The sequence below is a fragment of the Nonomuraea sp. KM88 genome (genome assembly GCF_052245635.1).
Classification (GTDB): Bacteria; Actinomycetota; Actinomycetes; order Streptosporangiales; family Streptosporangiaceae; genus Nonomuraea.
Map to the genome: position 1 here is coordinate 1 of NZ_JBQQCC010000038.1, position 26875 is coordinate 26875.

The following is a 26875-nucleotide window of genomic DNA, read 5'->3' on the forward strand; positions in this document are numbered from 1 at the left end:
TGGCCGCCCTCCGGCAGCAGCGGTTCGAGCCGCTCCCACTCGGCGTTCGTTAAGTCACCGCGACCCATACACCTATCGTGACAACGTAGGCACCATCGGTCAGCAGATCTAAGAAACAGCTCCTAGCCCTTGCGCTTGGGCTCGCGCCTGGGCATCTCGTCACGCAGAGGCCGCCGGTCGGCGGCCTCCTGCTGCTCTTTCGACGGTCTCGACACGTCGCGGGCACGCATGGCGACGGTCGCGGTGATCTGCAGGCTTTGCAGGGCCATGTCCCCGACCCTACGTCAGAACGTCAGCCCTGCCCATGGCTTCGGGTTCCACGACATGGCGGTGGCCAGCGAACGCAGCGCGCCGGTGGAGTGCTCGTGCACCAGCCCCGCCGCCAGCTGCTGCATGAGCAGGCCGTCACCGAGGAACGCCGAGCCGAGCGAGGCCACCGGCAGCGTCACGTCAGGCTGGTCCTCGACGGGCGTGCACGCCGCGCCCGCGGGGCCGGCGGCCAGCCGCCAGCGCCGGGCGTTCCACGGGCACACGTCGTCCTCGACCTCGATCACCACGTCCACAGGCGCGGAGTACGACCGGGAGACGAGAGCTTTTTCCACCTCGACCACGCGCACCCACAACTCGTCGTTCCAGCTCGCGCGCACCTGCCGCGGGTCGGCAAGCAGCGTGAGCAGGGGGTCGTCCACCGGCCTGGGGCGGGCGTCGATCCGCGAGACCAGATCGCGGTCGAGCACGCTGCGCCACAGCAGCGCGTACGCCGCCGGGTCGGCCGCCTCCAGCTCCAGCAGCTTCAGCTCCCCGTCGGGGAGGCCGCTGGCGTCCCACGACGACTTGATCCGGAACAGGGCGTAGCCGCGCAAGCCGCCGTCGTCCTCGGCCAGCACCGAGCGCAACGGGCCGGCCCCGCCCTGGTCGGCCTCCTCGTCGGCCAGCACGGCGTCCCAGAACCGCGCGTTGCGCTCGTAGCGGCCGGGACGCCGGGCCACGATGGAGGCGAACACCTTCTCCAGGTCGGCGCGTACGTCGGCGGGCCTGGCGACCCTGAGCCTGAGCGACGGGTCCGACGGAGCGTTGCCGACGAACGCCGAACCCTGCTTCCTGAGGTGGAACGACAGCTCGCTCGACGCCCTGCCGTAGCCGTACCTGCCGTAGATGGGAGCCTCGGATGCGTAGAGAGCGGCGACGCTCTCCCCACGCTCCCGGATGTCGGAGAGCTGCCTGCGCATCAGCGACGACAGAACGCCGCGGCGGCGATGGGAGGGCAGCACGCTGACGGCCGTCACGCCCGCGACGGGGAGTTGCCCGCCGGGGACGGTCATGGTGAGGCTGTAGATGGAGGTGACGCCCGCGATGAGGTCTCCGTCGAAGGCCGCGAGCGTGCGGTCGAACTCCGTCTCGGCCTTGTAGCGCTCGTTCTGCGCGGGATTCGGCCGCCAGCCGAACGCCTCTTCGAGCACCAGCGCGAACGCCGGCCACTCGGACTCGTCAATCGGGCGGATCGGATACGTCATCTGTCCACGGTAGGAGCGGGCAAAGCGGGAGGGCCACCGAATATACGTGCTTAATGATCAAGGCCTTGGTCAAGTGGGCTGCCCAAACACCGGTCAGACCGATACAGTCAGGCCCATCATGAGTTCCCGACCGGCGCCGCTGATCCCGCCACGGGTCCGTGCCGTCCTGGTGCGGGTGCCGGGGCTGGTGGCGGCCGTCCGGTTCATCCGGCGAGGGCCGCTGGCCCGCGACCGCAACCTGCTCCTCACGCTGACCGTTCTCGCGCTCGTCATCGGGTTCCTCGCGGTCGAGGCCTCGACCGCGTGGTTCTCACCCTCCCTGCTCATCCTCGTCACCCTGATCGGCGGGCTCCAGCTCCGGCTGCGCAGCCTGGTCAAGCTCCTCGTGGGCGTCGGCGTCGCGCTCGGCTACATCGCGATCGCGCTGGGCCCCGCACGGATCGGCGTCGGGCTGACCGTGACGATCGTGTTCACCACGGTGCTCGCCGTGCTCATGGCCCGCACCAGGGGGAAGCTCGGCGTGCAGGGGCTGCGCGGCGACGCCATGCTGCTGGAGTTGCGCGACCGCCTCAAGAGCCAGGGCGAGCTGCCCCCGCTGCCCAAGGACTGGGGCGGCAAGGTGGTGCTCAAGCAGGCCGGCGGGTCGTCGTTCGGCGGCGACTTCCTGGTGTCCATGCGCGACGGCAACTCCGTCGAGATCGCCCTGGTCGACGTGTCCGGCAAGGGCGTCGACGCGGGCACCAGGGCGCTGCTGCTGTCCGGCACGTTCGGCGGGCTGCTCGGATCGGTCGACGACTTCCTGCCCGCCTGCAACACCTACCTGCACCGCCAGCGAGGCGACGAGGGGTTCGTGACCGCGGTGCACGTGCGGCTCGACCTTGACACGGGCGACTACACGATCACCTCGGCCGGACATCCGCCGGTGGTGAAGTTCGACGCGGGCACCGGCAACTGGCAGGTGGCCTCGGCCAAGGGTGTGGTGCTCGGCGTGGTGCCCGACCTGCACTGCGAGCCCGACAGCGGCACCCTGCGCAAGGGCGATGCGCTGTTGCTCTTCACCGACGGCCTCATCGAGCAGCCGGGGCGCGACATCGACGCCGGGCTCGACCGGCTGCTCGGCGAGGCGGAGCGGCTGCTGCCGTCCGGTTTCCGCGACGGCGCGCGCCCGCTGGTCAACGCCATGGCCTCCGGTCACAACGACGACTGCGCATTGGTGCTGATCTGGCGCCCCTGATGACGAACCACATGGTTCAGGTCGTGTTGGCAGTCACTGGCAGCGGGCTCGACGCTGCTGAGATCCTCTAGAGGTTCGGGCCCCGGCGGAGCGGCGCGGCTCCACCGGGTCCCGTCACAGCCAGCCCTGGTCGCTGGCGATGCGCACGGCGTCGAGCCGGTTGCGGGCCCCGGTCTTGCACATGATGCGCGACAGATGGTTGCGCACGGTGCCCACCGACAGGAAGAGCTGGTCGGCGATCTCGGTCGAGCGGGCCCCGCCCGCCGCGACGCGCAGCACGTCGAGCTCCCTCCTGGTGAGCGGATTCGTCTCGCACTGGAGCGCGGCCGCGGCCAGCTCGGATTCGATGGCCCGGCGGCCCGCCGCCACCAGGCGCACCCCCTCGGCCAGCCGCTCCGGCGGCACGCACAGGCTCATGAATCCCAGCGCGCGCTCGGCCAGCGCCCTGCGCACCTGCCCTGGATGGGGATCGGCCGACAACATCAGCACCCTGCAGCGCGGCGCCTGCTCGGAGAGCCCGGCCAGAACGGAGCTCCCCGGCAGGCCCGCGTCGACCACGGCCACATCGGGGCAGCTCTCGACGGCCGCCCGCACCGCGTCGTCCGCGCATCCCGCCTGCGCCACGACCCGCAGATCGGGCTCGGCTCCAAGGATGGCCAGCAGGCCACGACGCACCAAGGGCAGGTGCTCTGCGATCAGTATGCGGATCAAGGACTCCCCCTCCATCGTCTCTTAGGGTGATCGTTTGATCGCGTACTGTCAATGCGTTCCAAAAGGCGGGCAAGCCGTACCGGGCGGCAGATTCGACTACCCTTGGGTTGGCGGTTTCTTCGCCGGTCCTGCCGTCTGCCGTGGAGCGCGACTCGATGAACTGGCTCTATCTCGTGGGGATCATCCTTTTCCTCCTCGGGCTGATGTTCTCCATCGCGCTGCATGAGCTCGGTCACCTGGTGCCCGCCAAGATCTTCGGCGTGCGGGTGACCCAGTACATGGTGGGTTTCGGCTCGACGGCCTGGTCGCGGCGGAAGGGCGAGACCGAATACGGCATCAAGTGGATCCCGCTCGGCGGCTACATCCGCATGATCGGCATGCTGCCGCCCCGCCCGGGCGACGACCCCTCCAAGGCCAGGAGCACCGCGACGGGCCCGTTCCAGGGGCTCATCGAGTCCGCCCGCGACGCCGCCCTGGAAGAGGTGCGGCCGGGCGACGAAGACCGCGTCTTCTACCGCAAGAAGTGGTGGCAGAAGGTCATCATCATGTCCGGCGGCCCGGCGATGAACTTCGTGCTGGCCTTCGTCTTCTTCAGCATCCTGCTGGTCGGCATCGGCCTGCCGACGTGGGCCCCGATCGTCTCGCCCGAGACCAACACCTGCGTGATCCCCATCTCCGAGCAGCGCAACGTCTGCAAGCCCGGTGACCGGCTCACCCCGGCCGTGCAGGCGGGCCTCAAGCCGGGCGACCACCTGGTCTCCTTCGACGGCAAGAAGATCGACGACTGGGTCGTCGCCACCGACCTTATCCGCTCCCACGGGGCGGGCGCCGTGCAGCTCGGCATCGTCCGCGACGGCAAGCCGATGACGCTCACCGTCACGCTCATCGCCCAGGACCGGCCCAACCTCGAAGACCCCGAGAAGATCGACAGAAACGTCGGCTTCCTCGGCGTGCTGCCCACCGAGGTCATGCAGCAGCAGAGCATGGGCCAGGTCATCGGCTACATGGGCGAGCTGACGGGCAGGGTCGCGAGCTCGCTGCTCAACCTGCCGGAGAAGATGGTCGGTGTCTGGCACGCCGCCTTCTCCGGCGAGGAGCGCGACCCCGAAGGCCCGGTCGGCGTCGTCGGCGCGGGCCGCATGGGCGGCGAGATCCTCGCCTCCGACCTGTCCAACGAGAAGAAGATCGCCATCTTCGTCAACCTGCTGGCCGGGTTCAACCTGGCGATCGGCATGTTCAACCTCATCCCGCTGCTGCCGCTCGACGGCGGGCACATCGCCGGTGGCCTGTGGGAGGGCATCAAGCGGGCCTACGCCAAGATCCTGCGCAGGCCCGAGCCCGGCTACGTGGACATCGCGAAGGTGCTGCCCCTGACCTACGCGATCGCCATCGTCATGATGATCATGGCGGGCCTGCTCATCTACGCCGACCTGGTCAACCCGCTGCGGCTGACGGGCTGACGGCCGAGCTGTCTCAGCCCCGCGTGAACGGTGCCACGACAGGGCCGAAGACCGCGCCCAGGGCGAGCCAGCCGAGAAGGACGGCGAGCCAGATCAAGGCGCGTCTGCTCGGCGGGGGACCGCTGCGCAGCAGGGAGATCCCCAGAGGGACCAACGCGACGCAGAGCCCGCCCGCGGCGATGACGGACTGCGGGATCTGAGTGCCTTTGAGCGTCCCGAGCGCGAGCGCCGACATCAGGCCGAGCGCGACCGCACGGCCCAGCCCCAGCGCGCCGGAGCGGTAGGCGCCGATGGCCAGCACGATCCAGCCCAGGAAGGCCGGCCCCGACAACGTCCTGAACGGATGCCAGCGCGTGTCCCGCCATGCCAGATAGTAGTCGTCGATACCGCTGATCATCGATGGCAGGCCCAGGCTGTCGGTCAGGTGGAAGGCCAGGTGGTCGGTGCCGTACTGGAAGGCCCGGGTGAACAGGCCGGCGATCACCAGGCATCCGCCCCACAACCCCCACAGCGGTCTGGTGGCGGCGATCCTCTGCGCCAGCGTCATGATCGCGGGACACAGCAGGATGATCCCGCAGGCGAAGCAGGCATAGGCGGCGGTGACGAGGGCGGGGTGCCTGGTGTAGGCGGCGAGCTGATCAGGGAAGAAGAAGTGGAACGGGGAGCGTAGGAGGATCCCGGTCATGAGCAGGGCGGGGCCACCGATCAGCGCGACGGCGCTCACCCATCGTCCGGGGAACGGCGGTTGCCGGCTCAGGGCGGCCGTGGCGTTGGCGGCAAGCCGCTCCGCTTCGGCCTGTCGCCACCGGGTGATGCGCCGGCGAAGCTCAACATTCATGCGTTCCTGCCCGTCGTGTCGGTGTCGCCGCGGCTCGGTGTGCCGGGCTCAGCAGCATGGTGACGGGCGGGGCGGCGGGAGCGCGTCGGGCTCAGGTCACATCCTGGCGCGGCACGCACGAGGCGGGTACGACCCCAGACAGACGCGGTTGTCCTACCGTGGTCAGATGCCGGGTGACGGGTGAGGCGATAGCTTCTCGTCATGAACTGGGCTCGGCGGCTCGGCAGGAGTGGTCTGGCCGACGCGGTGGCGGCGGTCGTCGTGGCGCTGCTCGTCGGCTACACCCTCGTCGATCCGCCGGGGCCGTCGCCGTCATGGCCCGCCTGGTCGGCCTGGCCGGTCGCGGCGGTCGTGAGCTTTCCCGTCGCGCTCCGGCGGCGCCGGCCGCGGGTCATGCTCGCTGTCGCGTGCGCCGCGGCTGCGCTGGCGACCGTGGCCGGCGCCGCCGCGGCGGGCGCGCTCTCGGTGTCGTTCCTGCCGACGGTGCTCGTGCTCTACCTCGTGGCCTCCACCGCCTCCCTCGCCTGGTCGGCGGCGGGCCTGGCGGCCTGCCTGGCCGCCGCGGCGATCACTGTTCTGATCTTCTACGCGCAGGTGCTCCCCGGCCTCTCGCCCGCCGACACGCCCAGCGAGCTGCCTCCCTACTGGCCGGTCGAGATCGGCGTGATCGGTGTGCTGCTGGCAGGCGCATGGGTGCTCGGCACGGCCGTGCGCTGGAAGCGGGACACGACCGCCCGCCTCGTTCGCCACCTCGCCGACGCCGCGGTGGGCGACGAGCGCAGGCGCATAGCCAGGGAGTTGCACGACATCATCGGCCACAGCATGAGCCTGATCGCGGTCAAGGCGACCGTCGCCAACCATGTCGCCGACGCCCGCCCGCAGGAGGTGCGTGCCGCGCTGTCCGTCATCGAACAGACCAGCCGGAGCACGCTCACCGAGATCCACCGCGTGCTCGACCTCCTGCGCTCCGACGGAGATGCCCAGCAGGCTCATCTGCTCGTCCCCGGCATGGCCGACCTGCCCGAGCTTGCCGCACACGCCCGCTCCGCCGGGGTCGAGGTGGATCTGACCGTCCGCGAAGAGGGCGCGCTCCCTCCCGCCCTCCCTCCCGCGGTAGCGGTGTCGGTCTACCGGATCGTGCAACAGGCTCTCACCAACGTCGTCACCCACGCAGGGCCGACGCGCTGCTCGGTCACCGTGGACATCGACGGGCGGGAGGCCGTGATCGAGGTCGTCGACGACGGCCCTCGCCACGGCCGGCCACCGCGGCAGGGACCCGGCGGCCACGGCGGACACGGCCTCATCGGGATGCGGGAACGCGCGAAGGCATACGGAGGCACGTTCAGCGCGGGATCGCGCCCCGAAGGAGGCTTCCGCGTGGCGGCTCGGCTGCCCTACGACCTGAACGGCGACCCGGCATGAGCATCGACCCCGCCCCGCACGGTGCGTCCCCGCCCATCCGGGTGCTGCTCGCCGAGGACCAGGTCCTCGTACGCGACAGTTTCAAGCTCCTCATCGACACGACACCGGGGCTGGTCACGGTGGGGGAGGCGGGCGCCGGCGCCGAAGCCGTGCTCCTGGCCCGCCGGCATCGTCCGGACGTCGTCCTCATGGATGTGCGCATGCCAGACATGGACGGCATCGAGGCGACCAGCAGGATCTGCGCCGACCCGTCCGGCCCCGGCACGCGCGTGCTGATGCTCACCACGTTCGATCAGGACGACTACGTCTACGCCTCGCTCCGGGCCGGCGCGAGCGGGTTCCTCCTCAAACACGCCACGGCGACCGAGTTGCTGGCCGCCATCCGGGTCGTCGCCGCCGGCGAAGCGCTGCTGGCGCCCACCGTGACCCGCCGGCTCATCGCCGACGTGCTGCGACGCTCCCATCCCGCTCCGGCCACACGTGACCTCGGCCACATCACCCAGCGCGAGCGAGAGGTGCTCACCCTCGTCGGCACGGGCATGTCCAACTCCGAGATCGCCGAGCACCTGCACCTCACCGTCGGCACGGTCAAGACCCACATCGGCCGCCTCCTGGCGAAACTGCACGCCCGCGACCGGGCCCAGCTCGTCATCGCCGCCTACGACGGCGGGCTCGTCAACCCGTCGACGCGGTGATCGCCGAACCGACCTGCCCTCAGTTCATCGAGATGTGCACGTGGTCGTAGTGGTTCTCGGTGATGCTGCCCCGGTTGGACATCGTGCTCCAACCCGAGCCGTGGTTGATGCGCTGCTTCCAGATGACGTACTTGACGCCCAGCCTGCTCTTGTTCTTGATGGCCCACTCCGCGATGCGGTCGCCCAGGGCGGCGTTGGCGGCGGAGGGCATCGAGCCGCCCGTGCTCATCATGAAGTCGCAGGCCCGGCCCAGGGGGTGTTCGCCGCTGGAGCCCGAGCGGAAGCAGCCGACGGTGAAGGGCAGCGCGAAGTTCTTGCCGATCTGCTCCTTCATCAGCCGCGTGCGCGGCGTGATGTTGTCGGAGCCGGACGGGAGTTCGGGTGCCCAGCCGCCGTCTGACCTGCGGTTGGTGCCGAACGGCACCAGGTCCTGGAGCTTCTTCTCGATGTCGTCGATGACGTCCTCGGCCTCGTCGCGCTGACCGGCCACCTCGGCCGCGTCCTTGCGGATCTTGTCGGCGAGCTCGACGGCCTGCGCGGAGGCCTTCTTCTTCTCGTCGCGCGCCCTGGCCACGCCCTGCACGAACGCCTGCTGCTCGGCGGTGACCTGATTGAGCACCGCGGCGCCGCCGCTGTTCTCCGGCAACATGAATACGGGCACTCCGGGGTTGCCGTTCTGGTAGCGCAGGCGGGCTATCTCGGCGACCCGCTTCTCGGCCGTCGTCAGCGCCTCTTCGGCGGTGGCCAGCCGGGCCTTGGCCGCCTTGGCGGACTTCTGCGCCTTGGCCAGCTCGACGCGCTTGAGGTTGTAGGCCTCGATCAGCTTGTCGACCTTCTTGTTGAGCTGCTTGAGCTGCGCGCGCAGCTCCGACTCCTTGGGTTTGGGGGCCGTGGACGCCGCGGACGCCGGGGCCGCCGAAACGACGACGGCGGCGGCGGTGATGAGACCGATGGCAAGACTCGCGGGGGACGAAGCCGCCACGTAGGTGTTCCTCTCCCTCTGCCGGCCGGGTTAGCTGACGGGTTCGGGTATGGGAGCTGCGTATCCCTACCACGGATGTGGATTCACCCCAGGTGCGATGGGTCCCCGGCTCCCGGGCAACTCGCCCAGGATTAGGCGGTGCAACGGCTGTTACGGCCGATGCATAAGGGGATATTAGTGGTAGATCACGAGACATGCGACCTTAAGTAGAAATCTATTCTTGATCTACTTGTGATCGGAGCATGCGCGCGGCCTCTTCCGGCAGCACGTCGTTGACGAACGAGCCCATCGCGGACTCCGAGCCCGCCAGATACTTGAGCTTGTTGGGCGCCCGCCGGATGCTGAAGAGCTCCAGATGCAGGTACGCGAGCTCGCGGTCCCGCCGCACCGGGGCCTGGTGCCAGGCCGAGATGTACGGCATCACGACCCCGAACAGCCCGTCGAAGGCCCGCAGCACCGAGGTGTAGAGCGGGGCGAACGCCGCACGCTCCTCCTCCGTGAGCGCCGCCAGGTCCGGCACCTGCCGGTGCGGATACACGTGCACCTCGTACGGCCAGCGCGCGGCCGCGGGCACGAACGCCGTCCACAGCTCGTTGCCGGCCACCACCCGTGTCCCGGCGGCACGTTCGGCGGCCAGCACATCGGCGAACAGGTTGCCCGGGCCCTGGTAGCGGGCCGCGGCGCCGAGCTGGAGTTTCGTTCTGGGCGTGACGTACGGGTAGGCGTAGATCTGGCCATGCGGATGCGCCAGCGTGATGCCGATCTCCTCGCCCCGGTTCTCGAAGCAGAACACCTGCTCCACGCCCTCGATCCCGGACAATTCGGCCGTACGGTCGGCCCACGCCTCCATGACCAGCCGCACCTGGGCGTCGGAGAGCTTCGAGAAGGATGACGAGTGATCCGAGGTAAAGCACACCACCTCGCACCGCCCCACCCCCGGACGAACCTCACTCAGCCCACCCACATCGTGATAAGTCCCAAAATTCGTGGAGAAGGAGGGGAAGCGATTCTCGAACACCGCCACGTCGTAATCGTACGCAGGGATCTCCGTCGCCCGGGTGTCCGACGACGGGCACAACGGGCACTCGGCGGACGTGCCCGTCGGCAGGAACGTCCGCGTCTGCCGGTGCCCGGCCATCGCGACCCACTCCTCGGTCAGCGGATCGTAGCGCAGCTCGGACGCCACCGGCCGGGGCTCAAGCGGGCGCCGGTCGATCGCGCTCCGGTCGGCGTCGTCGCGCCGGTCGAAGTAGATCAGCTCTCGGCCGTCGGCCAGATGGGTGACGGTGCGCTTCAATGCGTGTCCTCCGCGATGATCAGTTCTCCGGCCCGCTCGGCCAGTTCGGTGCGTGCGTCCTCGGGCAGCCCCGCGTCGCTGATGACCACGTCGGCCTCGCTCAGCTCGGCGATGGTGCTGATGCCCACCGTGTTCCACTTGGTGTGGTCGGCAGGGACGACCAGCCGGTGCGCGGCCGTCACAAGCTCCCTGTCGGTCTCCGACTCCAGCAGGTTGGGCGTGGTGAAGCCGGCCCGCACGCTCATCCCGTGCACGCCGAGGAAGAGCGTGTCCACGTGCAGGCGGCGGATCGCGGCCACGGCCACCGGGCCGACCAGCGCGTCGGACGGCGTGCGCACGCCGCCGGTCAGCACGACGGTGCGGTCGGCGCGCGGGTTGCGATGGAAGACCTCGGCGACGGGGATCGAATTGGTGATCACGGTCAGCTCGGGAACGCCGATGAGGTGGTGGGCCAGCGCCCACGTGGTGGTGCCCGCCGACAGCGCCACGGCGGTGCCGGGGCGTACCAGCCTGGCCGCGTGCCGCGCGATGGCCTCCTTCTCCTGCTGCTGGCGGGCGGACTTCGCGGTGAAGCCCGGCTCCTCGGTCGATCCGGGGCCGAGCGCGGTCGCGCCACCGTGCACCTTCTCCAGCAGACCGCGTTCGGCCAGCACCTCGAGGTCGCGGCGGATGGTCATGTCGGAGACGCCGAGTTCGCGTACGAGGTCGGCGACCCGGACACCGCCGTTGCTGCGCACACGTTCGAGGATCGTCTGCTGACGCTGCTGTGCGAGCACGCCCGCTCCTTCCAACAGATTCCACCAAATTATGACACGACGCTGTTGGGGAATGTTAGTTCGCTACGGATGGCTTGCGCTGGTCAGCACGGGCGAGAGACGTTGGGAGGATACCGACTCCGGAGGCGAGCTTATGGCCAGGCGAGCACGCAAGGGCAAGGCACGCAAGAAGAAGAAGGCGAACCACGGCAAGCGCCCGACAGCACGCTGACAGGTGGCCGCCCGCCGGCGGCCACCCTCATCCCGGCAGCTCGGCGCCCGAGAGGGCAGCCCGTTCCTGCCGTTCGCACGGCGGTGGCGGACGGCCGATCCGGCGCCGGGTCACAGGAGGAGCGCGGGCCGGTCGGGATGATCGGCCCTGATCACGACGTCGGCCGCTTCCTGGGGCCGCACCTCGCGCTCGTACCGCTCATAGGCGGGCAGGCGCCACCGCTCCTCCTCGGGCGTGCGGCGCCCCAGCGCCGCCGCGGACAACCACACATGCACGCTCAGCTCGAACGCCAGCCCCCGTCCCAGCAGCAGCGTCCCGTCCACGATCACCACCCCGCCCGGCGGCAGCTCCTCATAGGGCAGCCGGTACGCCCGGTCGATCCGGCTGTCCCACAGAGCCGGCAGCACCCGCCCCGAGCCGCCCTCGTCCAGGGGATCCAGCACCTCCCTGCGCAGCGCCTTGACGTCGAGCCAGTCCTCGTAGAAGGCGTCAGGATCAGCCCTGCCGTGCTCCAGCCGCAGAGACGAGGGCCGCAGGAAGTCACCCGCGGAGACCCGCAGCACAGGCCGGCCGCGCAGCCGGAGCGGCGCGACGAGGTCGTCGGCCAGCGTTTCCGGCCGTCCGGCAGGCGCCCCGTCGACGACCACCCGCACCCGACGCCCGCGTGGCCACCGGGAGACCCGCTCGGCCAGCTCGTCGACGAGAACGTCACGGGAGATCGGTCGCGCACGCATCGGAACCAGCTTACGAGCGCCCCCCACCCGGCCTGCCCGCCGCACCGCGGTCGCGGAAGTGCACTCGATCATAAGATCCGCCCATGGACTGGCAGGCGTGGCACGACGAGTACGACGACCCCGGTTCGCGCCTGGCGCGACGATTGCGGGTCGTGCAGCAGCGGATCCGGCTGGCACTCTACGCCTGCCCGCCAGGTCCGCTGAGGCTCGTGAGCCTCTGCGCCGGCCAGGGCCGTGATTTGCTGGAGGTGCTCGACGGCCATCCCCGCCGCGACGACGTGCTGGCCCGTCTCGTGGAGCTCGACCCGGGCAACACCGCGAAGGCCGAGGAGAAGGCCGGCGCGGCAGGCCTGGTCCAGGTCGAGGTGATCACCGCCGACGCCTCGCTCACCGACCACTACCAGGGCATGGTCCCCGCCGACATCGTGCTCGCCTGCGGCGTGTTCGGCAACATCGCGGGCGAGGACGTCGAGCGTACGATCGCCACGTTCGCCCAGCTGTGCCGCGCAGGAGGCACGGTCGTCTGGACGCGCCACCGCAGGCCGCCAGACCTGGTGCCACAGATCTGCCGCTGGTTCGAGGAGCGCGGCTTCCACCTCGAATGGCTGTCGGAACCGGACGCCGGCTACGGCGTCGGCGCGCACCGCTTCACCGGCACCCCGCAACCCCTGGTCACGGGAGAGCGCATGTTCACGTTCGTCGGCTACGACCTGCTCGGCAACGGTTGAGCACCAGTGCGCGGCACGACGAAGGCCAGGCCCCCGAGGCGGGATGACCTGGCCTTCTCCTCACGTGAGCGGACGACGGGAATCGAACCCGCGTAGCTAGTTTGGAAGACTAGGGCTCTACCATTGAGCTACGTCCGCGCGAACCGGTCGAAGTCTGGTCTAGACTTCATCCGGTCGTCAGGGCGTAAGCGTACCGGAGTCGCGGACCGCATGCGCACTCGGCGAGACGGGGCGTGGCGCAGCTTGGCAGCGCGCTTGCTTTGGGAGCAAGAAGTCGCAGGTTCAAATCCTGTCGCCCCGACCAGCACGATCAGCAAGAAGGCCACTTCCCAGGACGGGGAGTGGCCTTCTGCGTTGCAAGTGAGTGACATGCCGCGTCACTGCTGAGGGTCCGAGGCGCCGAAGATACGGTCCATGGCGAGAGCTCCGGACTGCACGAGAGGTCGAATCTGCTTGCGGTGGACAAGCTTCGGTCACGGCTGTGCTGCTGTGGCCTCGCCCAATGGCGATCATCATCGTCCGACGCTTCGGTGCGCCCCGTGATTGTTCCCGCCCGCGTCCGGAACAGCTTCCGTCTGCTCATGCAGCCGTTCGATGCCGCGGCGGGGCGGCCGGCCGCCGGCACCTCCTCACGTGGCCGTCCGGCGTTCCGCTTCCAAGACCACCAGATGTCCGGACGTGTTCTGCTCAGACAGGCGTTTGAAAAGAATCATGTTGGACGCATCGAGTGGTTCGTTGAACCCATCTGAAGTCGCTACGTCGTAGCTCATCAGCGGCTCAACTGCGATGTATGCGTTGACCCATGTGTCCGACTTCAAGTGTGTACGCCAAAGGTTCGGCGGGTTCTCAGCCTTCCATCCGCGCGCTCGAAGGATGCCCAGCGCCCTGTCGAGGGCATCACGGAAGCTCGACCCACCGACGTCCACCACGAGGATGTCCGTGATCTCAGTGAGGCCGTCCCAGTACCACTCGGTCGTGGTGGCCGCCAGCACCCTTCCCGTACCTCGCAGGTCAGCGATGAGTTCTGGAGCTACACGCGATTCGCTGGGAAGGAACCCCGAACGGCACCCGGTGGCGAGTGAGGCGACAAGCGCGAATGCGACAGCCGCGGAGACGAGGCCGGTTCTCATCGGGACTACTCCGTCCAGCAGCGGGTGGGAGCGACTTACCTCTTCGCCGGAATCAGCGACGACTCCAGTATGTGTAGCGTTCATGGCCCGGAGGAAGGATCGGGTCAGGACATGCCTCCGGCGGGACCACTCCGGCACCGAGGTGATCGCCACGCTGCCCGCACACCGGATCGGTGGCGCGTACCGGCTCCCGGAAGGGGTGCATCTACGTGCACCCCGTCCGGGTAGCCAGGCCGATTCTCCCCGGCCGCGTCCGCCCCTAGCGTCGAAGCAGGAAGCCGATCGACAGGGGAGAACGCCGTGACCACCACAGAGAGCAAGGCCGATCGTACGGCGGCCGGCGGGCGCGTCCTCTCCGCCGTCCTCTGGATCCTCCAGGTTGTCGTGGCCGGTGTCTTCCTGATGTCGGCCATGGGGAAGTTCTCGAACGTCGAGCCGGCGAGGTCCACGTTCGAGGCCATCGGGTTCGGAGACTGGTTCCGCGTCCTGGTGGGCGTGCTGGAGGTGGCGGGGGCGGTGGCGCTGTTCGTGCCGCGGCTGGCCGGCCTGGCGGGTCTGGCGTTCGTCGGGCTGATGGCGGGCGCGACGCTGACCGAGTCGTTCGTGTCGGGTGGCGGCGTGGTGATGCCCCTGACGACGCTCGTGCTCTGCGCCGTGATCGCCTGGGGGCGCAGGCGGAGTACGGCCCGGCTGTGGACGGTCGTCACCCGGCGGTAAATAGACTGTGAAGCCCGCCCCCCGTCACGGGCAAGGACATGGTGAAGCTGTTCGACGACGACCCGATCTCCCGCCCCCTCACCTATCCAGGCCGGATCCCGGAAACCTCCGGGGTCCTGCTCGACGACGCGTACGCGCCGCTCAAGCCGGCGGGCAGCAGCCCGGGGGAGTGGCGCGCGGCCGGCGAGCCGCTCAGCGCACTGCTGGCACACCGGGGCTGCCGGCCGCTGTCGGCTCGTCACCGCGTCGTCGCCGTCGGATCCAACGCCGCGCCGAGCCAGGTGCGCAGGAAGTTCCTCGACCGCGGGGTGTGCGGAGTCGTTCCCATGACGCTCGCCGACGTGCCGGGCGTCGCCCCCGGCGTCTCGGCCCATGTGAGCAGGGCGGGCTACGTGCCCGCCGCGCCGATCGAGGCGCCCGGCGAGACGTCCAGGCTGTTCGTGCTCTGGCTGGACGAGCGGCAGCTGGCCGCCCTCGACCTCACCGAGCCCAACTACACGAGGACCACGCTCGCGCACCCGCTCACGCTGGAGCCGGGTCTGCACTTCCCGCCCGCCTTCGTCTACGAGGGCAAGCACGGGTGCCTCATGGACGCCGGCCGCCGCCCCCGCCGCCTGACGTCCCAGCGAGCGCTAATCCGGTCCCTCCTGGAGGAGACCCCAGGGCTGAGCCACCTGTGCGGCGACACGCCGGACGACTTCGTCGCCACCGTCAGGGACGACACCGTGCGCGCGGCGGCGTCCCGCCTCCTCCAGGCTCGGCCGCGGCCCGAGGTGGCCGCCGGGTAGAGTCTGGCCGCGTGACCGACACCAATGCCGACACCCGCGTTCCTCCACCCCGGGCCGGCGACGAGCGAAGCATCCTCGACACCTGGCTCGAGTGGCACCGCGGCACGCTCGCCGTCAAGTGCGCCGGCCTGACGGACGAGCAGTTGCGCCTCCGTTCGGCGCCGCCCTCCACCCTGTCCCTCCTGGGCCTGGTCAGGCACATGGCGCACGTGGAGCGTTCCTGGTTCCGTCGTGTGCTGAACGGCGAGGACATCCCCAAGCTGTGGGACAAAGACCGCGACAACGACGCCGACTTCAACGAGGTCGACACCGCCTCCGTCGAGGAGGCGTTCGCCACGTGGCGGGAGGAGATCGAGCTGGCCCGCGCCATCTCGGCCGCCGCGCCGCTGGACGCCGCCGGCGAACACAGGGGCGCCGACTGCACCCACCGCTGGATCCTCGTCCACATGATCGAGGAGTACGCCCGCCACAACGGCCACGCCGACCTGCTACGCGAGCGCATCGACGGCGCCAAGGGCGACTAGGGGCGGCCGGTCTCGCGGAAGATGATCGCGGCGCCGAACGCCGCGCGGGCGGGCACGACGAGCTCCCCCGCGGAGGTCCTGCCCAGCGGGATGCCGCCGGCGCGCAGGAGGCGTTCGGTTCGCGCGGCGTCGTTCACGCCGACCGCGTAGGCCACGAAGCCGGGCAGCGCCGCCGCGCTCTCGCCGGGCAGCAGCTCGTCCAGTCCCGACGCGGCGGCCAGCGTGACCCTGGCCTCTCCTCCGAGCTCGAACACGCGCACGGGCCCGTCCCGCCGTGCCGTACGCCCCAGGTAACGCTCGTAACGCCGCTCGGCCTCGTCGAGCGCGTCGTCGGCCACGCACAGCACGCACTCGACCAGGCCGTGCGCGCCGTTGGGGTGGCTGATGCCGGCCGAGGCGCGGTCGTTGGCGGCCAGCCCGACCCGCCCTTCGGGGACCCGGCCGGGCCCGATGCCGTCGATCTCCAGGTAGCGGACGGGCTCCATCCGGGTCCCGTCCGCCGTCTCGACCGGGCGTTGCGCTGCGTGGACGCCGCCGTGCCCGACGCGGGCCGCCGCCAGCCGCGCGGCGGCCCCGTCGATGTCCTGCGCGTCGAACATCAGGATGTGCACGCCCTCGAAACGTCGCAGGCAGGCCTCCAGGTTGGCCGCGGTGCCGCGGACGGCCTCCTTGAGCGCGGTCAGCCGCTCCGAGGGAGCTTTCAGGGGGATCAGCCTGGCGTCGCCTGGCACCCGCCCGGATCCCGCGACCGTGACCAGCTCGACGAAGTTGCCGGGGAAGTACGCGTGCGTGTTGCCCACGCCGAACGGCTCGGGAGGCTCGCCGAGCACCGGATAGGCCGGGCCAGGCAGGCTGAACCCGAGCCGCCGGTAGCGGTCCAGCGCCTGGTCCATGTCGCGGACGAGGTGGCCGACGTGGTGCAGCCCGTCGATGTCATGATCCATGTTTGCCTCCGTAGGCGGCGTCCCTGAAGTCATGGGAGAGTCGTTCGAAGATCTCGACGACTTCTGCGGCGGCGGGCTCGCGTGCGGACGGCCGCTCGGGCTCGAAGGTCCTGCGCAGGGTGTCGGCCAGATGCCCGGCCTTCTCCTCCAGCCCGAGCGTCACGTCGGCGGGCAGCAGCGCTTCGATCGCGAAGAACCCGAACACGATGGTCGGCAGCGAGTAGTCCAGATCCTCAGGACGCAGCCCGGCGCGCAGCAGCCCGTGCCCGGCCAGCACCCGCAGATAGTCGCGCGAGGCGATCAGCTTGGCGCCCTCCAGCGGTCTCCTCGCCGGGCTGGAGAGGAACTTGTCGAGCGTCTCCGCGTCCCTGGTGAAGAGGGCCCGCAGCACCGGCCGGCCCATCGCCTCCAGGAAGAACCTGCGCATGTAGCGGTGCAGCATGATCTCGTCGGGGTCGGCTCGCATGGCCGCGGCCACGGCGTCCAGCATCGCGACCGCCTCGCGGGCCGCCACGGCGAAGAACAGCTGCTCGCGCGTGCGCCAGTGCAGGTAGATGGTGCCCTTGCCGACTCCGGCCAGCTTCGCGATCTCGTCGATCGTCACCCGCCGGTATCCCCAGCGCAGCAGCAGTTCCTTGGCCGCGTCGAGGATCCGGTCGGCCCGCCCGTGGTGCTCGCCTCGCATGTCCGACTCCCATGACTGATGACTCATGACCAATATAGTGCTCTGGTCACGCCGATGCGCATGCAGGAGCGCATGACCATGCATGGAAGCAGGTCAAAGGGTTCGTACGTGAACTAAAGGGTCTCTAAGGGGCGTCAGCGTGGAAGAGCGCCCAGACGGCCTTGCCGCCGCTCGCCAGCGGGTCCCAGCCCCAGCACTGGCTGTACGTTTCTACGATGTAGAGGCCGCGCCCGTTCTCGGAGATGAAGTCGGGCTCCTTGGGCCGCGGCACCTCGTCACTCGGGTCGGCCACCGCCAGCAACACGTGCGGTGCGACCCGCATGAGCAGCAGCTCGATGCCCCGCCCCCCGCGTGCGTACATCGCGTACCTGATGGCGTTGGTCACCAGCTCCGACACCACCAGCGCGGCGTCGTCGCTCAGGTCGTGCAGGCCCCAGCCGCGCAGCGTCGAGCGGGTCACGTCTCTGGCGGTCTTGACCGAGTCGGCCTGGAAGGGCAGCGGGCACGAGGTCGTGTACGGCTTCCCGCCCATGAGAAGGTGCTCGAAACCGACTTCGCGGGTGATCTGCAGGCAATCGGCAGTGGCCAGCGGATCCTCCACCATGCTGCCGATACCTCCCCGTTGAACCTTCGTTAGTGCATGTTTGGCCCAATATGCACTAACCCATGATGGGTCACGCGGCCGGGTCGCTGCAAGACCCAAATGCACGTGCAGTTGCATTGTGCAGGAGCAAGCGGCGTCAGGATTACGGCCGCCGAATCGGACACGAGGTTGAGACCTTGTCATACGTGGCGATGTGGTGTCACTGTGTGTGCGGACCTTGATAGGAGGAAGCAAGTGACGCAGAACCAGCCGGGTTCCGGGCCGACGGCGCTGCGCATCCTCCTGGGCTCCCAACTGCGCAAGCTCAGGGAAGCGAACAACGTCACCCGCGAGGAGGCGGGCCACCTCATCCGGGGCTCCGAATCCAAGATCAGCCGCATGGAGCTGGGCCGGGTGGGGTTCAAGGAACGCGACGTGGCGGACCTTCTCACGTTGTACAAAGTCGTGGACGCGCAGGCCCGTTCCGCCGTGCTCGACCTGGTCGCCACCGCCAACGAACCGGGCTGGTGGCACCGGTTCAACGACGTCCTGCCCACCTGGTTCCAGGCGTACGTCGGCCTGGAGGAGGCCGCCGCCAGGATCAGGACCTACGAGGTCCAGTTCGTGCCGGGATTGTTGCAGACCAAGGAGTACACCCGGGCCGTGGTGACCGCCGGGGCGGCGGGCATCGGAGCCGAGGAGATCGCCAGACGGGTGGACCTCCGGCTGGAACGCCAGCGGATCCTGGACAAACCCGACGGGCCCATCTTCTGGGCGGTGATCGACGAGGCCGCGTTACGCAGGCCCATCGGCGGCGCCGAGGTGATGAGAGCCCAGATCGAGCACCTGATCGAGCTGATGCGCCAGCAGAGCATCACGATCCAGGTCATGCCGTTCAGCTTCGGGGGGCACAGCGCGGAGGGCGGAGCGTTCAGCATCCTGCGCTTCCCCGACAGCGACCTGCCGGACGTCGTGTACGTCGAGCAACTCGCCAGCGCGCTCTACCTCGACAAGCGCGAGGACGTGGACCGATACACCGAGGTGATGGAGCGGCTGTGCGCCGTCAGCACCACCCCGGACGAGACGATCGAGCTGTTGCGGACGATCGCGGACGAGTTCTGAGAGTCGTGACGTCGTTGTCGGGTGTGCATCTGCCCTAGACTGGCAGTCGGCGTTGGATCCCGCCGTGGCGGAGCATGCCCGACACCGCTCATGTGGGCGCGGCGCGTGAGCCGAAACCGATGAGACGCGCCCGCGATCACTCGTAGCTTGATCAAGGAGACCATTCCGTGAAGACCGCTGTCGAGGAGCTCAGCCCGACCAGGGTCAAGCTCACCGTCGAGGTGCCGTTCGACGAGCTGCGCCCCAGCATGGATGCGGCATACAAGAAGGTCGCGCAGCAGGTGCGCGTCCCCGGGTTCCGGCCTGGCAAGGTTCCGGCCCGCATCATCGAGCAGCGCTTCGGCCGGGCGGTAGTGCTGGAGGAGACCCTCAACGACGCGGTGCCCAAGCTCTACGGCCAGGCCGTTGACGAGGTCGACGTGTTCCCGGTCAGCCAGCCGGACATCGAGGTCACGAAGATCGACGACGGTGAGCAGATCGAGTTCACCGCCGAGGTCGACATCCGGCCCAACTTCGAGGTCCCCGAATACCAGGGCGTCGAGGTCACGGTCGACTCCGCCGAGGTCTCCGACGACGACGTCAACGCCCAGCTCGACGCGCTGCGCCAGCGTTTCGCCACGCTCACCGGCGTCGAGCGGCCCGCCGCCAACGGCGACTTCGTGGTCATGGACCTGCGCGCCGAGATCGACGGCAAGAACATCGAGGAGCAGCAGGCCAGCGAGGTGTCCTACGAGGTGGGCGCCGGCTCCGTGCTGCAGGGCCTCGACGCCGCGCTCGAAGGCATGTCCGCGGGTGAGGAGAAGAGCTTCAAGACCGAGCTGGTCGGCGGTGACAACGCCGGCGAGGAAGCAGACGTGATCATCAACGTCAAGTCGGTCAAGGAGAAGGTCCTGCCCGAGCTCGACGACGAGTTCGCCCAGCTCGCCAGCGAGTTCGACACGCTTGAGGAGCTCCAGGCCAGCATCCGCGAGCAGGCTCGCCGCAACAAGCTGATCGACCAGGTCGTGCAGGCGCGCGACAAGGCGCTCGACGCCGTGCTCGACAAGATCGAGATCCCGCTCCCCGACAGCGCGCTCAAGGCCGAGGTCGACGCCCGCAAGCACAACCTCGACCACCAGGTGGCCGAGAGCGGCCTGAGCCGTGACGCCTTCTTCCGCCTCTACCAGACGACGGAGGAGGAGCGCTTCGCCGAGTTCGAGTCCAGCGCCGCCAAGGCGATCAAGGTCGGCTTCGTGCTCGACAAGATCGTCAAGGCCGAGGAGCTGGGCGTCTCCGAGCAGGAGCTGACCAACTTCGTGGTCCGCCGGGCCATGGAGATGGGCGTGCAGCCCAACGAGCTGGCCAAGCACCTCGCCGACAACGACCAGCTCACGCTGGCCATGGTCGAGATCGTCCGTGACAAGGCCAAGTCCGTGCTCGGCGACGCCGCCAAGGTGGTCGACACCGAGGGCAACGAGGTCGACCTCAAAGGCATCTACAGCGAGATCAACGGTGGCGAGGCCGTCGAGGAAGAGGACGCCGAGGGCGAGAAGGCCGACGGCGAGAAGGCCGACGCCTGACGCTCCGAGCCAACCGGAGCCCCTGGACCCGCCGGTCCGGGGGCTCCGTCGTGACCGGACGTCGTGACCGGACGTCGTGACCGGACGCCCTCCGGCCCGAGCTGGAGGGCTCAGACGGCTTGTGAGGCGCCAGGAGGACCCCCGGCCCCCGCGGACGGCGGGCCGGCGCTCGTCGCGCGGCGCACGCCCTCTCAGGACGTCTGAGAGAGGCCGCCGTACGCGTGCTGCCTCACCAGGGGACGAAGACCGCACAAGCCGAAGAAGCGTAACAGGCAACCATTCGCTCGAACCTGCGCCGTCAGCGAACAGTACGGGGGACCGGGCATGACCTGTGGGCCGGGGGCGTTAGGGTCACAAGCAAAGCCCATCGATTACGACGCATCGGAAGGTGACGCTGTGACCAGCCCGCCGACCTTCTATCAGCCTGAGTCTCGAGGCCGTGAGAACGGCTCCGCCTTCCGGCTTGAGGACCAGCTTTACCAGCGCCTGCTTCGCGAGCGCATCATCGTTCTCGGGCAGGAGGTCAACGACGAGATCGCCAACCGCATCTGCGCAGAGCTGCTGCTGCTCGCGGCCGACGATCCCGACCGCGACATCACGCTCTACATCAACTCGCCGGGTGGCTCGGTAAGTGCGGGTATGGCGATTTACGACATGATGGAATACGTCCCTAACGACGTATCCACGGTCGTTATGGGTATGGCCGCGTCGATGGGGCAGTTCCTGCTGTCCGCCGGCGCCCGAGGCAAGCGTTACGGCCTGCCGCACGCCCGTGTCATGATGCACCAGCCGTCCGGCGGCATCGGCGGCACCGCCGCAGACATCGCCATCCAGGCCGAGCAGATGCTCTACGTGAAGAAGACGCTGGCCGAGCGGATCGCCCACCACACCGGGCAGCCACTCGAGCAGATCGAGGCCGATTCCGACCGCGACCGCTGGTTCACGGCCGAAGAGGCCAAGGACTACGGCTTCATCGACCACGTGGTGCGCAGCGCACGGCAGGTGCCCACGCAGGGCCCGGTCTCCTAGGGGAGCTGACATGAACATCGAAAGCCGTTACGTTCTCCCCTCCTTCGTCGAGCGCACGTCCTACGGCGTGAAGGAGATGAACCCGTACAACAAGCTCTTCGAGGACCGCATCATCTTCCTCGGAGTGCAGATCGACGACGCGTCGGCCAACGACGTGATGGCCCAGCTGCTGACGCTGGAGTCACTCGACCCCGACCGTGACATCAGCATCTACATCAACTCGCCCGGCGGCTCGTTCACGGCCATGACGGCGATCTACGACACGATGCAGTTCGTCCGGCCGGAGATCCAGACCGTCTGCCTCGGCCAGGCCGCGTCCGCCGCGGCTGTGCTGCTGGCCGGCGGCACCCCTGGCAAGCGGTTCGCGCTGCCCAACGCCAGGGTGCTGATCCACCAGCCGTCCACCGAGGGCGGCGGCCAGGGCAGCGACATCGAGATCCAGGCCCGCGAGATCCTTCGCATGCGTTCCCTCCTCGAGGACATCGTGGCGAGGCACTCGGGCAAGTCCTCCGCTGAAATCCGCAAGGACATCGAACGCGACAAAATTCTCAACGCGGACGAGGCGAAGGCGTATGGTCTGATCGACGACATCATCCCGTCCAGGAAGAAGCGAGCTCAGGCCGTGGCTTCCTAGACGAGACGTGACGCGCCGGAGCGCTGCCCAAGAGGGCACGTTCCGGTGCGACTCGCCGCTAGGGGGCTCACTGAGGGCCCAGAAGACGGTAACGTCGAAACCTGAGCGGTTCGGCCTAGTCCGGAGGATGTCCGGAGACACTGCTCGCGTGAGCAGGGCGGTCCCACGCAAAGGAGTATCTGGGGTGGCACGCATCGGCGACGGGGGAGACCTGCTGAAGTGCTCGTTCTGTGGAAAGAGCCAGAAGCAAGTCAAGAAGCTCATTGCCGGTCCAGGCGTCTACATCTGCGATGAGTGCATCGATCTCTGCAACGAGATCATCGAGGAGGAGCTCTCCGAGTCCTCCGAGCTCAAGTGGGACAATCTGCCCAAGCCGAGGGAGATCTACGAGTTCCTCGACGCCTACGTCATCGGTCAGGACAAGGCGAAGAAGGCTCTTTCGGTGGCGGTCTACAACCACTACAAGCGGGTGCAGTCCGGCGACCGGGGCAGAGACGACGGCCTTGAGCTCGCCAAGAGCAACATCCTGTTGCTCGGGCCGACGGGTTCGGGCAAGACGCTGCTGGCGCAGACCCTGGCGAAGATGCTCAACGTGCCCTTCGCCATTGCCGACGCCACCGCGCTGACCGAGGCCGGCTACGTCGGCGAGGACGTCGAGAACATCCTTCTCAAGCTTATCCAGGCCGCCGACTACGACGTGAAGAAGGCCGAGACCGGCATCATCTACATCGACGAGGTCGACAAGATCGCCCGCAAGAGCGAAAACCCGTCGATCACGCGCGACGTCTCGGGCGAGGGTGTGCAGCAGGCGCTGCTGAAGATCCTGGAGGGCACCACGGCCTCGGTGCCTCCGCAGGGCGGCCGCAAGCACCCCCACCAGGAGTTCATCCAGATCGACACGACCAACGTGTTGTTCATCTGCGGCGGTGCCTTCGCGGGTCTGGAAAAGATCATAGAATCGCGCATCGGCAAGAAGGGCATCGGCTTCAACGCCATCATCCGGTCGAAGGAAGAGGTCGACACCGCCGACGTCTTCGGCGACGTGATGCCGGAAGACCTGCTCAAGTTCGGCATGATCCCCGAGTTCGTCGGCCGCCTGCCCGTCATCACCTCGGTGCACAACCTCGACCGCGAGGCGCTCATCCAGATCCTCACCGAGCCCCGCAACGCGCTGGTCAAGCAATACCGCAAGCTTCTCGAGCTCGACGGCGTCGAGCTGGAGTTCACCGACGGCGCGCTCGAGGCCATCGCCGACCAGGCCATCCTGCGCGGCACCGGCGCCCGCGGGCTGCGCGCCATCCTGGAGGAGGTGCTCCAGTCCGTCATGTACGAAGTGCCCTCCAGGCAGGATGTCGCCCGCGTGGTCATCACCCGCGAGTCGGTGCTGGAACACGCGATCCCGACTCTCGTCCCGCGCGACCAGCTCGCCGCCAAGCAGCAGCGCACCCCGCGCGAAAAGTCGGCCTGAGCCGCAGCCGTTCACACCGGACGCCCCGTGGTCGCGAACCATGGGGCGTTCCGCTTTCCCGCCTCCCTAGAATTGGTCACTGTGACAACGCCAGAGCTGCCTACTCAATACACACCGGCCGACGTCGAGACCCGGAGCTATGAGCGCTGGGTGTCCGAAGGCTACTTCCGAGCCAACCCGGGCAGCACACGCGAGCCGTACAGCATCGTCCTTCCCCCGCCCAACGTGACGGGCGTCCTGCACATCGGGCACGCGCTCGACCACTCCGTCCAGGACGCGCTGACTCGACACGCGCGGATGAAAGGCCACGAGACCCTGTGGCTGCCGGGCATGGACCACGCCGGCATCGCCACCCAGAACGTCGTGGAGCGCGAGCTGGCCAAGCAGGGCTTGTCACGCCACGACCTGGGCCGCGAGGCGTTCGTCGAGCGGGTCTGGGAGTGGAAGGAGGAGTCCGGCGGCCGGATCCTCAGCCAGATGCGCAAGCTCGGAGACGGCGTCGACTGGTCACGCGAGCGGTTCACGATGGATCCCGGCCTCTCGCGGGCCGTGCAGACGATCTTCAAGAAGCTGTTCGACGACGGGCTGATCTACCGCGCCGAGCGCATCATCAACTGGTGCCCGCGCTGCCTGACCGCGCTGTCCGACATCGAGGTGGAGCACAGCGAGGACGAAGGCGAGCTCATCTCGATCCGCTACTCCGACGAGATCGTGGTCGCCACCACGCGCGCCGAGACCATGCTCGGTGACACGGCCGTGGCCGTGCACCCCTCCGACGAGCGTTACGCGCACCTGATCGGCACGCTCGTGGAGGTGCCGCTCACCGGCCGCATGATCCCTGTGGTCGCCGACGAGCACGTCGACCCCGAGTTCGGCACCGGCGCGGTCAAGGTGACCCCCGCCCACGACCCCAATGACTTCGAGATCGGGCGGCGCCATTCGCTGCCGTCGCTGACCGTCATGGACGAGCGCGGCGTGATCACCGCGCACGGGCCCTTCCAGGGGCTCGATCGCTTCGAGGCCCGGCCCGCCGTGGTCGCCGCCCTGCGTGCCGAAGGCCGCATCGTCGCGGAGAAGCGACCCTACCTGCACTCGGTCGGTCACTGCTCGCGCTGCAAGACCGTGGTCGAACCCCGGCTGTCGCTGCAGTGGTTCGTCAACGTCTCGCCGCTGGCCAAGGCCGCCGGCGACGCCGTTCGCGACGGCCGCACCCGCATCCACCCGCCCGAGCTGGCCAAGCGCTACTTCGACTGGGTCGACGACATGCACGACTGGTGCATCTCCCGCCAGCTCTGGTGGGGCCACCGCATCCCGGTCTGGTACGGCCCTGGTGGCGAGGTCGTGTGCGTGGGCCCCGACGAGGAGCCGCCCGCTGGCTACACCCAGGACTCCGACGTCCTCGACACCTGGTTCTCCTCAGGGTTGTGGCCGTTCTCGACCCTCGGCTGGCCCGACTCGACACCCGAGCTCCAGCGCTTCTACCCGACCTCCGTTCTGGTCACGGGTTACGACATCCTGTTCTTCTGGGTCGCGCGCATGATGATGTTCGGCCTGTACGCCATGGACGGCGAGCCGCCGTTCCGCGTCGTCGCGCTGCACGGCATGGTCCGCGACCAATACGGCAAGAAGATGTCCAAGTCGTTCGGCAACGTGGTCGACCCGCTCGACTGGATCGAGCGCTTCGGCGCCGACGCCACCCGGTTCACCCTGCTGCGCGGCGCCAACCCCGGTGCCGATGTCGCGGTGAGCGAGGAATGGGCGGCGGGCTCCCGCAACTTCTGCAACAAGATCTGGAACGCCACCCGGTTCGCCCTGATGAACGGCGCCACCGTGGGCACCCTCGACGACGCCGAGCTGACCCCGGCAGACCGGTGGATTCTCTCGCGCCTGCAGTCGGTCGTCACGGCCGTTGACGCCGCGTTCGAGGAGTTCGAGTTCGCCAAGGCTTCCGACCTGCTCTATCACTTCGCCTGGGACGAAGTCTGCGACTGGTACCTCGAGCTGGCCAAGATCCAGCTCGGTGAGGGCCGGGAGCACACCCGGCTCGTGCTCGGCCACGTGCTCGACGCGCTGTTGCGGTTGCTGCACCCGCTGGTGCCGTTCGTGACGGAGGAGTTGTGGCGGGCCGTGACCGGCGGCGCGTCCGTCGTCGTGGCGTCGTGGCCGAAGGCCGACGGCCGTTACACCGACGCCGCGGCCGAGGCCGAGATCGGCGCGCTGCAGGAGCTGGTGACCGAGGTGCGCAGGTTCCGCTCCGATCAAGGGCTCAAGCCCGGCCAGAAGGTGGCCGCCCGCCTCGGGCTGGCCGGCACACCGCTGGCCGGCCAGGAGACGGCGATCCGCGCGCTGCTGCGCCTCACGGCGCCGCCGGAGTCGTTCAGTGCCACGGCGCGCTTCACGGTCGGAAAGGTGTCCGTGGAGATCGACACCGCGGGCGCCATCGACGTCGTGGCCGAGCGTAAGCGGCTGGAGAAAGACCTCGCCGCCGCACGCAAGGAGGCCGCGCAGGTGGCGGCCAAGCTGGGCAACGAGCAGTTCATGGCCAAGGCACCGGACGACGTGGTGGCCAAGGTGCGGGGCCGTGCCGAGCAGGCGTCAGCCGACATCGCACGGCTCGAGGCACAGCTCGCCCGGCTCGGGGTTTGAACCGCGGCCCCGAAGGGAATGTCTATTCGTTACCTGAGGACGGACCTTCGACCCCGCGGGGGCTGCTACAGTTTTTGAGGCGGGGCAGTCAACCCCGACACCCCTCTGATCAAACCCCGACTTTCGGGCGGTCTGGCCACGCGGTTGGACAACGGCCGGATGTTGGAGTAAGTTAGCAGGGTTGCCTCCAAGCGGGGCACGTCCGGAAGATCCCGGATCGGGCGGTTTGACAAGAATCGTCCGAATAGGGTAATCTAGAGGAAACGAAGTGTGAGCCTCCACGTTGGAGTCGGTCAAAGATTCCAGCGGGGATGTATGCGTGCGTTTCTTGAGAACTCAACAGTGTGTTAAAAGCCAGTGCATGATGCACAACCCCGTTGATCGACGTTTGTCGGTTGATGGATTCCTTTTTGTTAGTTGGGTTCAGACCTTTTTTGGAGAGTT

General features: G+C 68.6%; 27 protein-coding genes, 2 tRNA genes and 1 riboswitch. Of the genes, 16 read left to right on the forward strand and 13 right to left on the reverse strand.

What is annotated here, in order from left to right; genetic code table 11:
• Nucleotides 1–122 precede the first annotated feature (122 nt).
• Nucleotides 123–269 (reverse strand): hypothetical protein, encoded by a 147-nt coding sequence (locus ACTWPV_RS48595; RefSeq protein WP_347623940.1) that lies wholly within the window; start codon nt 267–269, stop codon nt 123–125.
• Between the two features lie 15 nt (nt 270–284).
• The gene (locus tag ACTWPV_RS48600; protein WP_443157049.1) at nt 285–1514 is read right to left on the reverse strand and encodes a GNAT family N-acetyltransferase; all 1230 of its coding nucleotides are present in this window, start codon (nt 1512–1514) and stop codon (nt 285–287) included.
• A gap of 118 nt (nt 1515–1632) precedes the next feature.
• Here ACTWPV_RS48600 and ACTWPV_RS48605 point away from each other — a divergent pair, with 118 nt between their 5' ends.
• Nucleotides 1633–2748, forward strand: coding sequence for a PP2C family protein-serine/threonine phosphatase (locus tag ACTWPV_RS48605; protein WP_443157050.1), 1116 nt, complete (start codon nt 1633–1635; stop codon nt 2746–2748).
• A 114-nt stretch (nt 2749–2862) separates the two neighbouring features.
• On the opposite strand, the gene ACTWPV_RS48610 is transcribed toward ACTWPV_RS48605, so the two are convergent.
• Nucleotides 2863–3459, reverse strand: a complete 597-nt coding sequence (locus tag ACTWPV_RS48610; protein ID WP_347649003.1) for a response regulator transcription factor — start codon at nt 3457–3459, stop codon at nt 2863–2865.
• Nucleotides 3460–3614: 155 nt separating this feature from the next.
• Between ACTWPV_RS48610 and ACTWPV_RS48615 the strand changes: the two genes are divergently transcribed.
• A complete protein-coding gene (locus ACTWPV_RS48615; protein WP_347649002.1) occupies nt 3615–4919 on the forward strand; it encodes a M50 family metallopeptidase in 1305 nt (434 codons plus the stop codon).
• Nucleotides 4920–4932: 13 nt separating this feature from the next.
• On the opposite strand, the gene ACTWPV_RS48620 is transcribed toward ACTWPV_RS48615, so the two are convergent.
• Nucleotides 4933–5757 (reverse strand): hypothetical protein, encoded by an 825-nt coding sequence (locus ACTWPV_RS48620; RefSeq protein ID WP_443157051.1) that lies wholly within the window; start codon nt 5755–5757, stop codon nt 4933–4935.
• A 201-nt stretch (nt 5758–5958) separates the two neighbouring features.
• On the opposite strand from ACTWPV_RS48620, the gene ACTWPV_RS48625 reads away from it, so the two are divergent.
• Together ACTWPV_RS48625 and ACTWPV_RS48630 are read left to right on the forward strand one after the other, a co-directional pair.
• Entirely contained in the window at nt 5959–7179 is a 1221-nt protein-coding gene (locus tag ACTWPV_RS48625) for a sensor histidine kinase (protein ID WP_443157052.1), read from the forward strand.
• Nucleotides 7176–7874, forward strand: a complete 699-nt coding sequence (locus ACTWPV_RS48630; RefSeq protein WP_443157053.1) for a response regulator — start codon at nt 7176–7178, stop codon at nt 7872–7874. Before ACTWPV_RS48625 ends, ACTWPV_RS48630 begins: the two co-directional genes overlap by 4 nt.
• A 19-nt stretch (nt 7875–7893) precedes the next feature.
• Here the strand turns inward: ACTWPV_RS48630 and ACTWPV_RS48635 are convergent, their stop codons facing one another.
• From ACTWPV_RS48635 to ACTWPV_RS48645, 3 genes are all read right to left on the reverse strand, one after another.
• Nucleotides 7894–8856, reverse strand: a complete 963-nt coding sequence (locus ACTWPV_RS48635) for a coiled-coil domain-containing protein (RefSeq protein ID WP_443157054.1) — start codon at nt 8854–8856, stop codon at nt 7894–7896.
• Nucleotides 8857–8861: 5 nt separating this feature from the next.
• A riboswitch (cyclic di-AMP (ydaO/yuaA leader) is annotated at nt 8862–9004 on the reverse strand.
• Nucleotides 9005–9070: 66 nt separating this feature from the next.
• Nucleotides 9071–10153: a galactose-1-phosphate uridylyltransferase gene (gene galT, locus ACTWPV_RS48640; RefSeq protein ID WP_443157055.1), complete on the reverse strand. Its 1083-nt coding sequence runs from the start codon at nt 10151–10153 to the stop codon at nt 9071–9073.
• Nucleotides 10150–10929 (reverse strand): DeoR/GlpR family DNA-binding transcription regulator, encoded by a 780-nt coding sequence (locus ACTWPV_RS48645; protein WP_347779365.1) that lies wholly within the window; start codon nt 10927–10929, stop codon nt 10150–10152. Before ACTWPV_RS48645 ends, galT begins: the two co-directional genes overlap by 4 nt.
• Before the next feature lie 133 nt (nt 10930–11062).
• Here ACTWPV_RS48645 and ACTWPV_RS48650 point away from each other — a divergent pair, with 133 nt between their 5' ends.
• Nucleotides 11063–11140: a 50S ribosomal protein bL37 gene (locus ACTWPV_RS48650; protein ID WP_371252575.1), complete on the forward strand. Its 78-nt coding sequence runs from the start codon at nt 11063–11065 to the stop codon at nt 11138–11140.
• 110 nt (nt 11141–11250) lie between these two features.
• On the opposite strand, the gene ACTWPV_RS48655 is transcribed toward ACTWPV_RS48650, so the two are convergent.
• Nucleotides 11251–11874, reverse strand: a complete 624-nt coding sequence (locus ACTWPV_RS48655; protein WP_443157056.1) for a uridine kinase — start codon at nt 11872–11874, stop codon at nt 11251–11253.
• Nucleotides 11875–11957: 83 nt separating this feature from the next.
• Here ACTWPV_RS48655 and ACTWPV_RS48660 point away from each other — a divergent pair, with 83 nt between their 5' ends.
• Nucleotides 11958–12602 carry an SAM-dependent methyltransferase gene (locus tag ACTWPV_RS48660; RefSeq protein WP_443157057.1) on the forward strand — a complete coding sequence of 215 codons (645 nt, stop codon included), beginning with the start codon at nt 11958–11960 and terminating at the stop codon, nt 12600–12602.
• Between the two features lie 67 nt (nt 12603–12669).
• On the opposite strand, the gene ACTWPV_RS48665 is transcribed toward ACTWPV_RS48660, so the two are convergent.
• A tRNA-Gly gene (locus tag ACTWPV_RS48665) sits at nt 12670–12740 on the reverse strand.
• A gap of 89 nt (nt 12741–12829) precedes the next feature.
• On the opposite strand from ACTWPV_RS48665, the gene ACTWPV_RS48670 reads away from it, so the two are divergent.
• Nucleotides 12830–12906 (forward strand) — tRNA-Pro (locus ACTWPV_RS48670).
• Between the two features lie 325 nt (nt 12907–13231).
• Here the strand turns inward: ACTWPV_RS48670 and ACTWPV_RS48675 are convergent.
• Nucleotides 13232–13732 (reverse strand): hypothetical protein, encoded by a 501-nt coding sequence (locus ACTWPV_RS48675; protein WP_443157058.1) that lies wholly within the window; start codon nt 13730–13732, stop codon nt 13232–13234.
• 300 nt (nt 13733–14032) lie between these two features.
• On the opposite strand from ACTWPV_RS48675, the gene ACTWPV_RS48680 reads away from it, so the two are divergent.
• Genes ACTWPV_RS48680 through ACTWPV_RS48690 form a run of 3 tightly spaced genes read left to right on the forward strand, consistent with a single transcriptional unit; the run spans nt 14033 to nt 15761 of the window.
• A complete protein-coding gene (locus ACTWPV_RS48680; protein WP_443157059.1) occupies nt 14033–14449 on the forward strand; it encodes a DoxX family protein in 417 nt (138 codons plus the stop codon).
• Nucleotides 14450–14487: 38 nt separating this feature from the next.
• The gene (locus ACTWPV_RS48685) at nt 14488–15237 is read left to right on the forward strand and encodes a hypothetical protein (protein ID WP_443157060.1); all 750 of its coding nucleotides are present in this window, start codon (nt 14488–14490) and stop codon (nt 15235–15237) included.
• A gap of 11 nt (nt 15238–15248) precedes the next feature.
• A complete protein-coding gene (locus ACTWPV_RS48690) occupies nt 15249–15761 on the forward strand; it encodes a DinB family protein (protein WP_347648990.1) in 513 nt (170 codons plus the stop codon).
• On the opposite strand, the gene ACTWPV_RS48695 is transcribed toward ACTWPV_RS48690, so the two are convergent.
• The 3 genes from ACTWPV_RS48695 to ACTWPV_RS48705 all read right to left on the reverse strand — a co-directional run bounded on the left by ACTWPV_RS48695 (nt 15758) and on the right by ACTWPV_RS48705 (nt 17994).
• The gene (locus tag ACTWPV_RS48695) at nt 15758–16705 is read right to left on the reverse strand and encodes a VOC family protein (RefSeq protein WP_443157061.1); all 948 of its coding nucleotides are present in this window, start codon (nt 16703–16705) and stop codon (nt 15758–15760) included. The genes ACTWPV_RS48690 and ACTWPV_RS48695 overlap by 4 nt on opposite strands.
• Nucleotides 16695–17417 carry a TetR/AcrR family transcriptional regulator gene (locus tag ACTWPV_RS48700; RefSeq protein ID WP_443157062.1) on the reverse strand — a complete coding sequence of 241 codons (723 nt, stop codon included), beginning with the start codon at nt 17415–17417 and terminating at the stop codon, nt 16695–16697. The genes ACTWPV_RS48695 and ACTWPV_RS48700 overlap by 11 nt, the downstream gene beginning before the upstream one ends.
• Nucleotides 17418–17514: 97 nt before the next feature.
• Nucleotides 17515–17994, reverse strand: coding sequence for an ATP-binding protein (locus ACTWPV_RS48705; RefSeq protein ID WP_347648987.1), 480 nt, complete (start codon nt 17992–17994; stop codon nt 17515–17517).
• A gap of 234 nt (nt 17995–18228) precedes the next feature.
• Between ACTWPV_RS48705 and ACTWPV_RS48710 the strand changes: the two genes are divergently transcribed.
• The 6 genes from ACTWPV_RS48710 to ACTWPV_RS48735 all read left to right on the forward strand — a co-directional run bounded on the left by ACTWPV_RS48710 (nt 18229) and on the right by ACTWPV_RS48735 (nt 26431).
• Nucleotides 18229–19095 (forward strand): helix-turn-helix domain-containing protein, encoded by an 867-nt coding sequence (locus ACTWPV_RS48710; RefSeq protein ID WP_347648986.1) that lies wholly within the window; start codon nt 18229–18231, stop codon nt 19093–19095.
• Between the two features lie 167 nt (nt 19096–19262).
• Complete coding sequence (gene tig / locus ACTWPV_RS48715) at nt 19263–20654, forward strand: trigger factor (RefSeq protein ID WP_443157063.1); 1392 nt, start codon at nt 19263–19265, stop codon at nt 20652–20654.
• Nucleotides 20655–21050: 396 nt separating this feature from the next.
• Nucleotides 21051–21683 (forward strand): ClpP family protease, encoded by a 633-nt coding sequence (locus ACTWPV_RS48720; RefSeq protein ID WP_132332989.1) that lies wholly within the window; start codon nt 21051–21053, stop codon nt 21681–21683.
• Between the two features lie 10 nt (nt 21684–21693).
• The gene (locus tag ACTWPV_RS48725; protein WP_132516299.1) at nt 21694–22317 is read left to right on the forward strand and encodes an ATP-dependent Clp protease proteolytic subunit; all 624 of its coding nucleotides are present in this window, start codon (nt 21694–21696) and stop codon (nt 22315–22317) included.
• 184 nt (nt 22318–22501) lie between these two features.
• The gene (gene clpX, locus ACTWPV_RS48730) at nt 22502–23785 is read left to right on the forward strand and encodes an ATP-dependent Clp protease ATP-binding subunit ClpX (protein ID WP_132516300.1); all 1284 of its coding nucleotides are present in this window, start codon (nt 22502–22504) and stop codon (nt 23783–23785) included.
• A 72-nt stretch (nt 23786–23857) separates the two neighbouring features.
• A complete protein-coding gene (locus ACTWPV_RS48735; RefSeq protein ID WP_443157064.1) occupies nt 23858–26431 on the forward strand; it encodes a valine--tRNA ligase in 2574 nt (857 codons plus the stop codon).
• The last annotated feature ends 444 nt before the right edge of the window (nt 26432–26875 follow it).